Raw genomic sequence first — 13,760 nt, forward strand, 5'->3', positions numbered from 1 at the left:
GAGACCACGGTTTCTGACGAGAATCGACACGGACCTCGTCAGAAACCGTAGTCTCGGCGCCTTTTGAGTGCGTCGTGGGTACGCGTGATGACGGCGTCGGGCAGGTAACGCAGATGTCTGGCGCTGACCCGCACGATGGTCCATCCCGCGTCCGCCAGGAATTCCAGCCGGTCGATGTCCGAACTGTGGATCGCCGGGTCCCTCCAGTGCTGTTCGCCGTCGTACTCGACGCCCACCATCCACTGCGGCCAACCCATATCGATCCGGCGTACCACGCGACCCCGGTCGTTGCGCACGGGTATCTGGGTGACCGGTCGGGGGAGCCCGGCGCGCACCAGCAAAAGGCGCAGCCGCGTTTCCTGCGGAGATTCAGCTCCGGGATCACAGAGGTCGAGTACCTGGCGCAGGCGGCGGATTCTGCGCGCGCCCGGGTAGCGCTCGGCAATCGCGGCGACCACAGCCACCCGCTCGCCCGCGTGGTTGAGCAGCGCGTCGATGCGGATGATGCCGGTGTCCACCGGCAGTCGTCGTCCCATGTCATAGCAAGTACGCGCCGCCGTTGTGCAACGGATGTCGCCGACCGTGGTGAGTTCGTCGTCGGCGATCTCACCGGAGTGCACCACGATGCCGGGCGGGCTGGGTTGGCGGAGGCGAGCCAGTTCGGCCGGGGCGTCGGCGGGTAGCCATCTACTGCCGAGCATCGCGGCCGCCGAGTAGCCGGCCAGCGTCGCCCTCCGACCCGACCACAGCCAGGCAGCGGTTGCGCGGGTAGCGGCATCCAGCGCCATGTCGCGCGGAACGTAGACGTTGTGATGCAGCTTCCGGTACTTCGTCCGCAGTCCGTGGCGCGTCGTCAGGCCGGTGGCCAGCGCTTCGGTGCCCAGCACGATGTGTCCCACACCCCTTACCGGACGCAGCGCGGCAGCATTCGGTTCCCGCGCACGCCGAGACTACGGATGTTGACGGCGAAGCCGGAAAATCACACCACAAACCGTAGTTTCGGCGGACCTAGGCCCTCGCCAACCGCTTCTTCTCGGCCTTCACGTCGAAGTCCGGTGGCGGCCAGGCAAAGTTGAACTCCTTGAGCGCCTCGATGAGCAGCTCCAGGATGGCCAGCCGGCTGTACCACTTGCGGTTGCACGGAATCACATGCCAGGGCGCGTAGTCGGTCGACGTGCGGTCCAGCATCACCTGATAGGCCTCCTGGTATTTGGGCCACAGCAGCCGCTCGTCGATATCGGCAGGGTTGTACTTCCAGAACTTGTCGGGCCGTTCCAGTCGCTCGGCCAGGCGCTTCTTCTGCTCGTCCAGCGAGACGAACATCGCCACCTTCACGATCTTCGTGCCGCCCTCGACGAGTTCCTTCTCGAACGCGTTGATCTCGTCGTAGCGCGCACCCCACACCTCGGGCGGGACCAGGTTGTGGACGCGCACGATCAGCACGTCCTCGTAGTGTGAACGGTCGAACACCCCGATGTGGCCGGCCGCGGGCAGGGCGTTGCGGATCCGCCACAGATAGTGGTGGGCCAGCTCCTCCTCCGTGGGTTTACCGAAGCTGGCGTAGTCGATTCCCTGCGGATTGCCTGCTCCTACAACATGTTTGACGATGCCGCCCTTGCCTGCGGTATCCATGCCCTGCAGCACCAGCAGCAGTGATCGGGTATCGCCGGCGCGGCTGTTGGCGTACAGCATCTCCTGCAACTCGGCGAAGCGGATATTGCGCTCGGCCTGCAGCACGGGGGCGTCGCGTTTGGAGCCGACGAATCCGGGTGTGGCGTCCGGGTCGATCCCGGTGACCGAGGAGCCGGGCTTGAATTCCAGATGGGTGTGCGGCTCGTGGGTCCACAGCGCCGGGAGGTCGGTGTCACTGGTCGTCACGGCCGGGCTCCCGCTCGTTGCGGTCCTCGCCCGTGCCGGCCTCGCGTTCGCCCTCGGAAAGTCACCCGGCCAGTCAAACAGCTACGCGGGCAATGTGGGCGACGGATGCGCCTGCGAGTTGAACTTCTCCAACGATCCGCCGACCTCGACGATCCCGCACAGCGCGCTCCAGGACAGCATCGTCAGATAGTCGATCAGTTCGTCGGTGGTGATCCGCGGGTTGGACATCCAGGAGTGGGTGGACAGCTGGACGCCGCCGACGATCATGAACGCCCACGATTCCACGCCCTGGGTGTCCATACCGTTCAACTGCATGCGGCGGCGCAGCATCACCGCCAGCATGCGGGCGATGATCTGCTCGGAGTCGGCGATGGCCTTCGTCCGGCTGGCCGAATTGTTCGACATGACGAACCGGTAGGTCTCCGGTTCGGCGGCGACGGTGTCGACGTAGACCCGGATGATCTCGCGCACCAGCGCATAGCCGTCGGACGTCGAGGACAGGGCGGCCGCCATGTTCGGGATCAGCGTGGTCTGGGCGAATCGCATCATCACCGCGGTGGTGAGGTCGTTCTTGTCGACGAAGTAGCGGTAAAGCACGGTTTTGGACACGCCGATCTCGGCAGCGATCTCCTCCATGCTGACGTTGCTGCCCCGCTGGCGAATCGCTTCCAGGGTGCCGTCCACGAGCTCATTACGACGGTCAACCTTGTGCTGATGCCAGCGTCGTTTGCGGCCGTCGGTTTTTACCGCTGCCGCCGAGCTCTGCTGTGGCACTGTCGTGAATATCCGTTCACTAGGTCATCTCGATAATACGGTGATTCGGCGCCCTCGGTCGATCGCCGCGGCGCGTCGGCGGCGCGTTAGCGGATGATGGAGGCGTGGCGCACAGACCAGCCCCGGGCCCGCCGTCGCTGACGGCCAGTTTTGCTGCGGCGATGACGGCGGCAGACGCCGGACCGGATGCGATGGCCGACCGTGAACGCCGCCGCGCGCTGCGGCGGATGAAGGCCGTCGCCCTCGGTTTTCTGATCGGCGCGACGGTGATCTTCCTCGCATGTGCGTGGGCCCAATCTCGTGGCGCCGGCAACTGGGTGGGTTACGTCCGGGCCGCGGCCGAAGCCGGGATGGTCGGCGCGCTGGCCGACTGGTTCGCGGTGACCGCGCTGTTCAAGCATCCGCTGGGCATCCCCATCCCGCACACCGCGATCATCAAGCGCAAGAAGGACCAGCTCGGCGAGGGGTTGGGTACCTTCGTCCGGGAGAACTTCATGTCTGCCGAGGTGGTGGCGACGAAGCTGCGCGATGCCGAGATCGCCGGCCGGGTGGGCAAATGGCTGTGCGAGTATCGCCACGCCGAGCGGGTGGCCGCGGAGGCGTCGACCGTGCTGCGGGTGCTGGTCGAGATGCTGCGAGACGAGGACGTCCAGCACGTCCTGGACCGAATGATCGTCAAACGCATCGCCGAACCGCAGTGGGGACCGCCGGTGGGCCGGGTGCTGTCCGGCCTGCTCGCCGAGCAGCGCCAGGAAGCGCTGCTGCAACTGTTGGCCGACCGGGCGTTCCAGTGGTCGCTGAACGCCGGCGAGGTGATCGAGCGGGTCATCGAGCGTGATTCGCCCACCTGGTCGCCGCGCTGGGTGGACCACCTGGTGGGCGACCGCATCCACCGCGAGCTCATGGACTTCACCGACAAGGTGCGCCGCGACCCCAATCACGAGCTGCGTCGCTCGGCCACGAAGTTCCTGTTCGAATTCGCCGACGACCTGCAGTACGACCAGGCCACCATTGCGCGCGCCGAGAAGGTCAAAGAGCAGATCATGGCGCGCGACGAGGTCACCAAGGCGGCCGAGACGGCGTGGAGTGCCGCCAAGCGCATCGTGCTGGAGTCGGTGGAGGACCCGTCGTCGGCGCTGCGCACCCGGATCGCGGACTCCGTGGTGCGGGTAGGGGAGTCGTTGCGTGACGACGCCGACCTGCGCGACAAGGTGGACGGCTGGATCATCCGCGCTGCTCAGCACCTGGTTTCGCAGTATGGGACGGAGATCACAGCGATCATCACCGAGACGATCGAGCGCTGGGACGCCGACGAGGCCAGCCGTCGTATCGAACTGCACGTGGGCCGTGACCTGCAATTCATCCGGATCAACGGCACGGTGGTCGGATCGCTGGCCGGCCTCGTCATCTATTCGGTGGCGCAGCTGATTTTCTGAGCACTGCTAGCAAGTGCTTGCAATAGTTAGCACTCGCTCGTACCGTGGATTGTGTCAGTGGAATCCGGCGGATGGAGGCTCAGATGTCGCCCGACGACAAGATCGCTTCCGTGGTGAACAACGACAAGATCGCGGAAGTCGTGAGCAGTGCGGCATCCGATATCGGCAGCTTCATCCGTGCTCAGCGGGAGGCGGCCCAGGTGTCGGTGCGCCAGCTCGCGGAGAAGGCCGGCGTCAGCAATCCCTACCTCAGCCAGATCGAACGGGGATTGCGCAAACCGTCGGCCGATGTGCTCAACCAGATTGCCAAGGCGCTGCGGGTCTCGGCTGAGGTCCTCTACGTGCAGGCCGGGATGCTCGAGCCATCCGAGGGCAGTCAGGTCCGTGACGCGATCATCGGAGATCACGCGATCACCGAGCGGCAGAAGCAGGTGCTGCTCGACATCTACACGTCGTTCTGTCAGCAGAACGAGGCCGAAGCGGACGCCGAATCCGGCGCGCAGGGGGCAGCGGAAGGGGTGACGACCACGCCTGAATCCAAGTTTCACGCCATCACATCAGAACCACACACATCACACAGCTGACCTGAGAGGAACAATCATGACCGACAAGACCGAGAAGACCATCGAGGATCTCAAGACCCCGCTGCTCGCCGCCGTGGGTGCCGCCGACCTGGCCCTGGCCACCGTGAACGAGATCGTCGCCGCCCTGCGTGAGCGTGCCGAGGATGCGCGCACCGACGCCCAGGGCCGCGTCGAGGAGGGTCGCGCCCGCCTGACCAAACTGCAGGAGGAGCTGCCGACCCAGTTCGACGAGCTGCGCGACAAGCTCAGCACCGAAGAGCTGCGCAAGGCGGCCGAGAAGTACGCCGACGAGGCGCAGACCCGGTACAACAAGCTCGTCGAGCGCGGCGAGGCCGCCTTGGAGCGGCTGCGCAACCAGCCGGCGCTGGAGGAAGCCGCCGCTCGTGTCGAAGAGGTCACCGACCAGGCCGTCGAGCTGACCCAGGATGCGCTGGGCACCGTGGCGTCGCAGACCCGCGCCGTCGGCGAGCGTGCCGCCAAGCTGGTCGGCGTGGAACTGCCCAAGAAGGTCGAGAAGGCTGCCGCTCCGGTCACCGCCGCGCCCGCCAAGAAGGCCGCGCCCGCCAAGAAGGCCCCGGCCAAGAAGGCTGCGCCCGCCGCCTCGACGGCCACCCCGGCCGCCAAGAAGGCCCCGGCCAAGAAGGTCACTCAGAAGTAAGTTCGACGTTCTGATGGCACCCGCCTAGGCTGCACGTGTGATGCTTGCAGACCTGGCGGGTGCCATTATGTTTGTGCTGGTCGGGATCGTCGCCCTGGTCGGCGTGTATTCATTCGTCCACGCGGCCATCCAGCGGCCCGACGCGTACACCGCCACCGGCAAGCTCACCAAGCCGGTGTGGTTGCTCATCCTCGGTGCGGGCGTGCTGCTCGCGCTCCTGATGCGCGATGCGTTCGGCGCCGCGATCTGCGCGTGCGCGGCGGGTGTGTACCTCGTGGACGTCCGGCCGAAAATTCTTGAGATCCAGGGAAAGTCGCGCTGATCCCCGACGATTCAGCGGTGCGGAGTGCGGCGATGCGGCACCGTGCGATGCGCACCCTGATCGCCGCGCTCGGCGCGGCGTCAGTTCTCGTGGGGACGGCACCCGTAGCCGCGGCCGCCGGCCACTATGTCGACCACACCACGTGGGTGAAATGGGGCGACCTGTCCAGCCTGCGGGTCTATCCCACCGCGGCCGCCCGGGCCGAGTCCGCCCGCCCGAACACCCTCGCCCAGGCCGACCAGGCATGGGCCGAGGTGCTGACCGATGCGCCCGACGCCGACCTGCCCGGGATGCGCGCCCAGTTCCTCTGCCACTGGCAGTTCGCCGAGATCGCCGAGCCCGGCAAGACCAGCTGGAACCTCGAGCCGTGGCGGCCCGAGGTCAGCGATACCGCGATGTTCGCCGCCGGCTGCAATCCCGGTGGCACCGAGGAACCGTTCTAGTCCAGCCCCGCGAAGCACGGATCGCCGCCGCTACCGCTGCGGCCCGGAGGCATCGTCGCGTTGCGGGTCACGTACTTGGCCGTCACCCCGGTATCGGTCACCTGCACGCTCTCGGCATGGATGCCCAGGGGGATGTTCTTGGTGATCTGCTCGAGGAACGCATCGAGTGCGGGCTGCACCGTCTCGCGCGGCAGCATGAAGCCCAGCCCGGACAGGCTCTGCACCGTCAGCGTCAGATTGTTGTTCTGCACTTCCGGCTTCACGACGATGCTGCCCAGGGCGGCCTGCAGTTCGATGGTGCCGTCGCTGGGATGGGTGGACACGCTGCTGACGAAGCTGCCCACCAGGGGGATCTGGTTCTGGATGGTGTTCTTGATGCCGTCGGCGGTCCAGGTGATGTTGGCATCCAAGGCGCCGATGGTCCCGGGTGCGCTCTGGTTACCGGTCAGCCGGATGTCGTTGATGACGATCTCGGCCTTCATCCCGTCGGCCTCGCGGACGCGGTGGCCCGCGGTGGTCACGGTGATGTTGTTGTAGTGGTCGGTGAAATACTGCAGGAGGACCGGGGTCTTGCCGAAGGACACGTCGACATCGTCCTGCACCACGCAGGACGTGATCTGGGTGACCGTCTTGTCGGCGATATGCCGCGCCACCAGCTCCGACCCGACCACCCCCGCGACGACCAGCGCCAGGACGATGACCACCACCAACACGATCGACAGCGGGTCGCGGAACAGGCCGCCGATCTTGGCGCCCAGCGATTTCTTCGGCTCGGGATCCGCCGGAGGCGGGGGCACGGGCGCGCCTGCGGGTGCAGGAGACCCGGCGGGCGCTGCGTCGGTGGGTTGAGGAGCCCAGGGATCGGTCACGCAGTCGATTGTGCCTTAGCGAACTGCGTGCGATTGCGCAGCACCGCGATCGTCTCCCGGATTCGGGCGGCCGCGTCGAGGTCGACATCGGTCACGACCAGCTGCGGTTCCTGCCCGGCGGCCTGCAGAATCTCGCCCGCCGCGGAGGCGACGAGGCTGCCGCCGACCCCGGTCGGCCCCAGTGCGGCGATCTCGTCACCGGGGTAGGCCTGGTCGACCGCGGCCACCACGCCCGTGGTGTCGATGGCGCGTGCCCGGGCCAACAGCGTCCACTGGTCGAGCTTGCCCGGACCGGTGCCCCACGAGGCGTGCACCGTGATCAGCTGGGCGCCGCGGTCCGCGAGGTCGAGATACAGCTCGGGGAACCGGACGTCGTAGCAGAGGGTCACACCCACCGCCACGTCGTCGACGCTGATCACCACCGGCTGGTGGCCGGGGGCGACGGTCTTGGATTCGGCGAAACCGAAGGCGTCGTAGAGGTGGATCTTGTCGTAGTGCGCGTCGACGTCCGGCCCGGACGCGATCAAGGTGTTGGTCACCCGGCCGTCTCCGGACGGGCAGAACATCCCGGCCACGACGGTGATCCCGGACCGCTGCGCGGCGGCCCGCACCCCGTCGGCCCACCGGCCGTCCAGCGGTTCGGCCACCGGTGCCAGCGGCACACCGAACCGGCACATCGTCGCCTCGGGGAACAGCACCAGCCGCGCCCCGGCCTCGGCGGCGTCCCGGGTGTACTGCGCGACGAGGTCCAGGTTCGCGGCCGGGTCGGTGCCCGACCGGATCTGTGCCAGGGCGATCCGCATAAGCCCAGCCTAGACGGGTGCGACGGTCGGCCACGGCACGGTCAGCACACCGTCGCGCATCCGGCGGCGTGAGGTCTGCACGGGCAGCCCCTGGGCGCGCAGATCGTCGAGCATGGCCCGCCAGCGCACTCGCGGGCCGAACACGCCGTGGCCGGCCGCGCCGGCCCACGCCCGGTCGGCCGCGGTCAACAGCTCGTGGATCGGCTGGCCCGCCACGTTGTGGTGGATGAGGACTTTCGGCAGCCGCTCGGCCAGATCCGAGGGCCGCTCGATGGCGAACGGATCGCATGCCAGCGTCAGGCTGACCGGGCCCGCCGCGTCCAGCAGCACCCAGCAGCAGCGCCGGCCCAGCTCATCGCAGGTGCCGTCGATGATCAGCCCGCCGGTCGCCAACCGGGTGCTCAGCTGCTCCCATGAGGCGTCGACCTCGTGCACCGGGTACTGGCGCAGCACGTTGAAGGCTCGTACCAGCACCGGCCGCAGTCCGGCCAGCTCGAAGCCGCCGAGGGCGAATTCGACATCGGTGTCCGCGGCGCGGGCGGTGGCCACCCGCTGCGGGTCGATCTCCAGGCCGACGACGCGGACATCGGCGCGGACCGTGCGCAGCCGCGACGCCAGCTCGACCGTGGTGACCGGCAGAGCCCCGTAACCGAGGTCGACCACCAGTGGTTGCGGCGCGGTCAGCAGTGCCTCGCGCACGATCGGGGAATGCACCAGCCAGCGGTCGCTGCGGCGCAGCCGGTTGTACCCCGTGGTGCCTCGCGTCGGTGAGCCGACAGGTTTACCCTGCGCGTGGCCGATGGGCTCGTTCAGCCGTGGTCCCTGATCCACTCGCTGGTGAAGACCTGTTCGAGGCGCAGCATCTCGACCAGGTGCCCGCCGATGAAGCTCTCCAGCTTGCCGCCGACCAGCGGGATCTTCACCTCGACCGTGACGCGTATCTGGGCGTGCGCTCCGGTGCCGGTGTCGGACAGTGCCGCGCTGGCGGTGACCAGTGCCGGTGTGCCGGTCAGATCGCCCTTGATGGCGGCGCTGGAACTGCCACCGGTCAGCGGGCTCCAGCGTTCCTCCCGGATGAGGGTGAGATCGCCACGGTGGAACTGCGTCACGACGGCGGGCAGCTTGGCCGGCCGGACGGTCTGGGTGGTGACCACTTCGATGGTGCCGTCGGCAGCCTTCTCCAGGACATCCAGTGAGGTTTCATCGCAGCCGGACTTCTCCAACCGAGTCAGCCAGTACGGCTTCTCGGAGAACGCCGCGAGGACCTGGGCGGCGGGGCATTCGTAGGTGGCTGCCATGTCGAATGAACGTGGCATGACAGCCACGCTACCGTTATGACCCGTGGTCAGTGAGTTTTTCGAAGGCGCCTCGGTCGCCGGGGATGTCGCGCTGGCACCGCTGACCACGCTGCGGGTCGGTCCCGTCGCGCACCGTGTCATCACCTGCGATACCACCGACAAGCTCGTCGACGTGTTGCGCGCCCTGCCTCTCGGTCCGGACGTGCTGGTGCTCGCGGGCGGCTCGAACGTGGTCCTGGCCGACGACCTGACCGGCCTGACCGTGGTGGCGGTGGCCAACACCGAGATCACCGTGCACGAATCCACCGTGCGTGCCGAGGCCGGTGCGCTGTGGGACGACGTGGTGGTGACCTCGCTGGCGCACGGGCTGGGCGGGCTGGAGTGCCTGTCCGGTATTCCCGGCTCGGCGGGTGCCACGCCGGTGCAGAATGTGGGCGCCTACGGCGCCGAGGTCGCCGACACGCTGGCCCGGGTGCGTCTGCTGGACCGCCGCACCGGGGCGGACCGCTGGGCGGATCCGGCGGAACTGGGATTCGGCTACCGGCACAGCGTGCTGAAGAACTCGCCGGACGTGGTGGTGCTCGAGGTCGAGTTCGGCCTGGACCCGGCGGGACAGAGCGCGCCACTGCGTTACGGCGAGCTGGCCACGGCACTGGGCGTGGCGCCGGGGGAGCGCACCGATCCGCTGCGGGTCCGAGAGGCCGTGCTGAAGCTGCGCGCCGCCAAGGGCATGGTGCTCGACGCCGACGATCACGACACCTGGAGTGCCGGGTCGTTCTTCACCAATCCGGTGGTCCCGGCCGAGACTTTCGAGCGTATCCAGGCCGCGTGTGAGGGCAGGGTGCCGCACTATCCGGCGCCGAACGGGGTGAAACTGGCGGCTGGCTGGCTGGTTGAGCAGGCCGGATTCGGTAAAGGATTCCCCGGTCCGGGCGCGGCCGCGACCTTGTCGACCAAACATGCGCTGGCGCTCACCAACCGTGGCGGGGCCACCTCCGCGGACGTGATCGCCTTGGCCAGGACGGTGCGGGACGGCGTGCGCAACCGATTCGGGATCGATCTCACACCCGAACCGGTTCTGTTTGGCTGCCGACTCTAGGTACCGTTGATTCACGTGAGCCCCGCAGGTGAGACGTCCCCGCTAGTGAATCGGCGGCGTGCCCTCACCGTGCTCGCGGTCGGCGGTGCAGGTCTGCTGGCCGCCTGTGCGGGCAAATCGGGCCAACCCCACGCCGAATCCGCGGCCCCGGCGCCGGCCCCGGTGATCACCTACACGCCCGAGGACAAGTCCGACGGCGTCGTGCCCACCTCGTCGATCGGCGTCGCCGTCAGCGACGGCTGGTTCCAGCATGTGAGCCTGACCAACGCCGAGGGCAAGCCCGTCGCCGGCGCGCTCAACCCCGACCGCACCGGGTTCAGCGTCACCGAACCGCTCGGGTACGGCGTGCAGTACACCTGGGCGGGGTCGGTGGTCGGCAAGGACGGCAAGGCCGTCAAGCTGGCCGGCAGCTTCACCACCGTCAACCCGACGACCACGGTCAACGGCCAGTTCCTGCTGGCCGACGGGCAGGTCGTGGGTGTCGCGGCGCCGATCATCCTGCAGTTCGATGCGGCCATCGACACCAAGTACCGGGCCGACGTCGAGAAGGCGCTGAAAGTCACCACCACCCCACCCGTCGAGGGCAGCTGGGCCTGGCTACCCGACGAGGTCGGTGGGTCCCGCGTGCACTACCGGACCAAGGAGTACTACCCGGCCGGTACCACCGTCCACGTGAAGGCCGGCCTGTACGGCGTGCCATTCGCCGAAGATGCCTTCGGCGCAACGGATTCCACGCTGGACATCAGCATCGGCCGCCGTCAGGTGGTCAAGGCGGAGGCCTCCAGCCACCGGATCCAGGTGATCACCGACGAGGGCGTGCTCTTCGATTTCCCGTGCAGTTACGGCGAAGGGGACCTGCCGCGCAACATCACCCGCAGCGGGGTGCACGTGGTGACGGAGAAGTACGAGGACTTCTACATGTCCAACCCGGCCGCCGGGTACACCAACGCGCACGAGCGGTATGCGGTGCGGATCTCCAACAACGGTGAGTTCATCCACGCCAACCCGTCGAGCGCGGGAGCGCAGGGCAACACCAACGTCACCAACGGCTGTATCAACCTGTCCACCGAGGACGCGCAGCAGTATTTCAACACCGCCATCTACGGCGACCCGGTCGAGGTCACCGGCACCTCGATCGAACTGTCCTACGCCGACGGTGACATCTGGGACTGGGCGGTGCCGTGGGACGAGTGGCAGTCGATGTCCGCGCTGACCTCGCAGAAGCCGCCGGCGGGCATCCCGGCCTCGGCGCCGGCGACGCCCAGTGGCGCCCCGACGCCGACCGCGACGCCGGAGCCGGTCGCCACGTCGAGGCCCGCGCCGACGGCTACACCCGGCGGTTGAACCGTCCGTGCGGCGCCTGGTCGCGCGGCCGGATGACGATCTGATCCAGGTTGACGTGTGACGGTCGGGACGCGACGAACCCGATGACCTCGGCGACATCGTCGGCGACCAGCGGGGTGATGCCTTCGTACACCTTGTCGGCGCGGTCCTGATCGCCCTTGAAACGCACCAGGGAAAACTCTGTCTCGACCGCCCCTGGAGCAATCTCGGTGAGCCGCACCGGTTTTCCGAGCAGTTCGCCGCGCAGCGTGCGATGCAGGGCGCCCTGGGCGTGTTTGGCGGAGGTGTAACCGGCGCCGCCGTCGTAGGTCTCGAAGGCCGCGATCGAGGTGATGGTGACGATCAGGCCGTCACCGGAGTCGACCAGTTTGGGCAGCAGGGCCCGGGTGACCCGCAGCGTGCCCAGCACGTTGGTCTCCCACATCCAGCGCCAATGCTCCAGGTCCGCGTCGGCGACCGGCTCAAGGCCCATGGCCCCGCCGGCGTTGTTCACCAGCACGCAGACGCCGTCCAGCGTGTCGGCCAGCCGTGCCACATCCGAGTCGGAAGTGACGTCCGCCACAATCGCCGAGCCGCCGATCTGGGCTGCCAGCGCCTCGATGCGGTCGGCTCGGCGGGCCACGCAGACCACGTGAAAACCAAGTGCGGCAAGGCTTTTGGCGGTCGCCTCACCGATGCCGGAACTGGCGCCGGTGACCACGGCGACGCGGGGGGTGGCTGATGTCATATCCCGAACTCTGGTGTCATATCCCGAACTTTAGTTGGCGTGCTAAGTTCGCCGTGTGTTGCAGACCAGTCCGGTGAACCGCGTTCTCTCGCGGCGTGCGTGTTGTTGTTGCGCATCCCGCCGCGCCCGACTGCTCTAGCGGACCCTACGTCCTCCTGAAGTCGACGGTGTGGCAGAAGCCCCCACCCTCGAAACTTCACCAAAGGACACCCCCTGTGCGTACCGCAACCGCTTCCGCTTCTGTTTCCTCCGCCACCGCTTCCGCTGCTGCGTCGGTGGCCCACGCCAAGCGCGCCCTGCTCTCCCGTCATCACATCGTCGCCCCGTCGCTGAAGGTCGCCGATGCGGCCGCGGCAGCCGTCTTCGGGGCCGCGCGGCAGCGCGGCCCGACCGCCCGCGATGCCATCGCCCGCGTCACCGGCCTGAGCATCGCCACGGTGAACCGCCAGGTCACGGCCCTGCTCGACGCCGGCGTGCTGCGTGAGCGTGCCGACCTCGCCGTCTCCGGCGCGATCGGCCGGCCGCGGGTGCCGGTCGAGGTCAACCACGAACCGTTCCTCACCCTGGGCCTGCACATCGGTGCCCGCACCACCAGCATCGTCGCGACCGATCTGTTCGGCCGCACGCTCGACGTCGTCGAGACGCCCACCCCGCGCGGCGCGCAGAACGCCGCGCTGGCCTCGCTGGCCGGCAGCGCCCGGCGCTACCTGAGCCGTTGGCACCGCCGGCGCCCACTGTGGGTCGGCGTCGCCAGCGGTGGCGTGGTCGACAGCGTGTCGGGCTACCTGGACCACCCCCGGCTGGGCTGGTCGGAAGCGCCCGTCGGCCCCGTGCTGGCCGAGACGCTGGGTTTGCCGGTGTCGGTGGCCTCGCACGTCGACGCGATGGCCGGTGCCGAACTGCTGCTCGGGGTGCGCCGGCCGGGCACCCAGACCGGGACCAGCCTCTATGTCTACGCGCGCGAGACCGTCGGCTACGCGCTGTCGATCGGCGGCCGGGTGCACTCACCCGCCAGTGGCCCCGGCACCATTGCCGCACTGCCGGTGCACTCCGAATTGCTCGGCGGCACAGGGCAACTGGAGTCGACGGTCAGCGACGAGGCGGTGCTGACGGCGGCCCGCGCGCAGCGCATCATCCCGGCCGAAGGTCCGGCGTCGACGCTGACCGCGGTGTTGCGCGCCGCGCGCGCAGGCCACGACGGCGCCCGCGCCCTCCTCGCCGAACGCGCCCGCGTGCTGGGTGAGGCCGTGGCGCTGCTGCGCGACATGCTCAACCCGGACGACCTGGTGGTCGGCGGACAGGCCTTCACCGAATACCCGGAGGGCATGGAGGTGCTGGAACGGGCCTTCGCCGCGCGCTCGGTCCTGCCCTCGCGCGATATCCGGGTGACCGCCTTCGGCAACCGGGTCCAGGAGGCCGGTGCGGGCGTGGTGTCCCTCGGCGGGCTCTACGCCGATCCGATCGCCGCGATGCGCCGTGCCCAGCTGCGCCGCGGCGAGCTCGTGACGCCCGGGGTGTAGACATG

At 68.4% G+C, this 13,760-nt stretch carries 16 protein-coding genes; 8 read left to right on the top strand and 8 right to left on the bottom strand.

Going from position 1 to position 13,760, the window contains the following annotated elements:
- Positions 1–38 precede the first annotated feature (38 nt).
- The 3 genes from FHU31_RS05390 to FHU31_RS05400 form a co-directional block, all read right to left on the bottom strand.
- Entirely contained in the window at positions 39–899 is an 861-nt protein-coding gene (locus FHU31_RS05390; RefSeq protein ID WP_167156528.1) for an endonuclease domain-containing protein, read from the bottom strand.
- Positions 900–1,008: 109 nt separating this feature from the next.
- A complete protein-coding gene (locus FHU31_RS05395) occupies positions 1,009–1,878 on the bottom strand; it encodes a polyphosphate kinase 2 family protein (RefSeq protein WP_090360395.1) in 870 nt (289 codons plus the stop codon).
- An 81-nt stretch (positions 1,879–1,959) separates the two neighbouring features.
- Positions 1,960–2,652 carry a TetR/AcrR family transcriptional regulator gene (locus FHU31_RS05400; protein WP_167156530.1) on the bottom strand — a complete coding sequence of 231 codons (693 nt, stop codon included), beginning with the start codon at positions 2,650–2,652 and terminating at the stop codon, positions 1,960–1,962.
- Positions 2,653–2,813: 161 nt separating this feature from the next.
- Between FHU31_RS05400 and FHU31_RS05405 the strand changes: the two genes are divergently transcribed.
- The 5 genes from FHU31_RS05405 (at position 2,814) to FHU31_RS05425 (ending at position 6,095) form a co-directional block, all read left to right on the top strand.
- Positions 2,814–4,088 carry a DUF445 domain-containing protein gene (locus FHU31_RS05405; RefSeq protein WP_167160658.1) on the top strand — a complete coding sequence of 425 codons (1,275 nt, stop codon included), beginning with the start codon at positions 2,814–2,816 and terminating at the stop codon, positions 4,086–4,088.
- An 83-nt stretch (positions 4,089–4,171) separates the two neighbouring features.
- Positions 4,172–4,672, top strand: a complete 501-nt coding sequence (locus tag FHU31_RS05410) for a helix-turn-helix domain-containing protein (RefSeq protein ID WP_208410147.1) — start codon at positions 4,172–4,174, stop codon at positions 4,670–4,672.
- A 16-nt stretch (positions 4,673–4,688) separates the two neighbouring features.
- Positions 4,689–5,330, top strand: a complete 642-nt coding sequence (locus FHU31_RS05415; RefSeq protein WP_167156532.1) for a heparin-binding hemagglutinin — start codon at positions 4,689–4,691, stop codon at positions 5,328–5,330.
- 40 nt (positions 5,331–5,370) lie between these two features.
- Positions 5,371–5,652: a DUF2516 family protein gene (locus FHU31_RS05420; RefSeq protein ID WP_181953104.1), complete on the top strand. Its 282-nt coding sequence runs from the start codon at positions 5,371–5,373 to the stop codon at positions 5,650–5,652.
- Between the two features lie 47 nt (positions 5,653–5,699).
- A complete protein-coding gene (locus FHU31_RS05425; RefSeq protein ID WP_167160662.1) occupies positions 5,700–6,095 on the top strand; it encodes a DUF2599 domain-containing protein in 396 nt (131 codons plus the stop codon).
- Here the strand turns inward: FHU31_RS05425 and FHU31_RS05430 are convergent.
- The 4 genes from FHU31_RS05430 to FHU31_RS05445 are packed head-to-tail and all read right to left on the bottom strand — an operon-like array spanning position 6,092 to position 9,083.
- A complete protein-coding gene (locus FHU31_RS05430) occupies positions 6,092–6,964 on the bottom strand; it encodes an LmeA family phospholipid-binding protein (RefSeq protein ID WP_167156534.1) in 873 nt (290 codons plus the stop codon). The genes FHU31_RS05425 and FHU31_RS05430 overlap by 4 nt on opposite strands.
- Positions 6,961–7,767 carry a carbon-nitrogen hydrolase family protein gene (locus tag FHU31_RS05435; protein ID WP_167156537.1) on the bottom strand — a complete coding sequence of 269 codons (807 nt, stop codon included), beginning with the start codon at positions 7,765–7,767 and terminating at the stop codon, positions 6,961–6,963. Before FHU31_RS05435 ends, FHU31_RS05430 begins: the two co-directional genes overlap by 4 nt.
- Positions 7,768–7,776: 9 nt before the next feature.
- The gene (locus FHU31_RS05440; RefSeq protein ID WP_263987993.1) at positions 7,777–8,598 is read right to left on the bottom strand and encodes a class I SAM-dependent methyltransferase; all 822 of its coding nucleotides are present in this window, start codon (positions 8,596–8,598) and stop codon (positions 7,777–7,779) included.
- Positions 8,577–9,083 carry a DUF2505 domain-containing protein gene (locus FHU31_RS05445; RefSeq protein WP_167156539.1) on the bottom strand — a complete coding sequence of 169 codons (507 nt, stop codon included), beginning with the start codon at positions 9,081–9,083 and terminating at the stop codon, positions 8,577–8,579. Before FHU31_RS05445 ends, FHU31_RS05440 begins: the two co-directional genes overlap by 22 nt.
- Before the next feature lie 25 nt (positions 9,084–9,108).
- Here FHU31_RS05445 and FHU31_RS05450 point away from each other — a divergent pair, with 25 nt between their 5' ends.
- Positions 9,109–10,164, top strand: coding sequence for a UDP-N-acetylmuramate dehydrogenase (locus tag FHU31_RS05450; protein ID WP_167156541.1), 1,056 nt, complete (start codon positions 9,109–9,111; stop codon positions 10,162–10,164).
- Positions 10,165–10,170: 6 nt separating this feature from the next.
- A complete protein-coding gene (locus FHU31_RS05455; RefSeq protein ID WP_208410148.1) occupies positions 10,171–11,508 on the top strand; it encodes a L,D-transpeptidase in 1,338 nt (445 codons plus the stop codon).
- Here FHU31_RS05455 and FHU31_RS05460 read toward each other — a convergent pair.
- On the bottom strand, positions 11,492–12,235 hold the full coding sequence (locus tag FHU31_RS05460) for an SDR family oxidoreductase (protein ID WP_167156545.1): 744 nt from the start codon (positions 12,233–12,235) through the stop codon (positions 11,492–11,494). The two genes, FHU31_RS05455 and FHU31_RS05460, sit on opposite strands and share 17 nt — an antisense overlap.
- Positions 12,236–12,510: 275 nt before the next feature.
- On the opposite strand from FHU31_RS05460, the gene FHU31_RS05465 reads away from it, so the two are divergent.
- Positions 12,511–13,755 carry an ROK family protein gene (locus FHU31_RS05465; protein WP_167156547.1) on the top strand — a complete coding sequence of 415 codons (1,245 nt, stop codon included), beginning with the start codon at positions 12,511–12,513 and terminating at the stop codon, positions 13,753–13,755.
- Positions 13,756–13,760: the final 5 nt, after the last annotated feature.

The sequence above is a fragment of the Mycolicibacterium fluoranthenivorans genome, assembly GCF_011758805.1.
In the GTDB taxonomy this organism is placed as follows: Bacteria; Actinomycetota; Actinomycetes; order Mycobacteriales; family Mycobacteriaceae; genus Mycobacterium; species Mycobacterium fluoranthenivorans.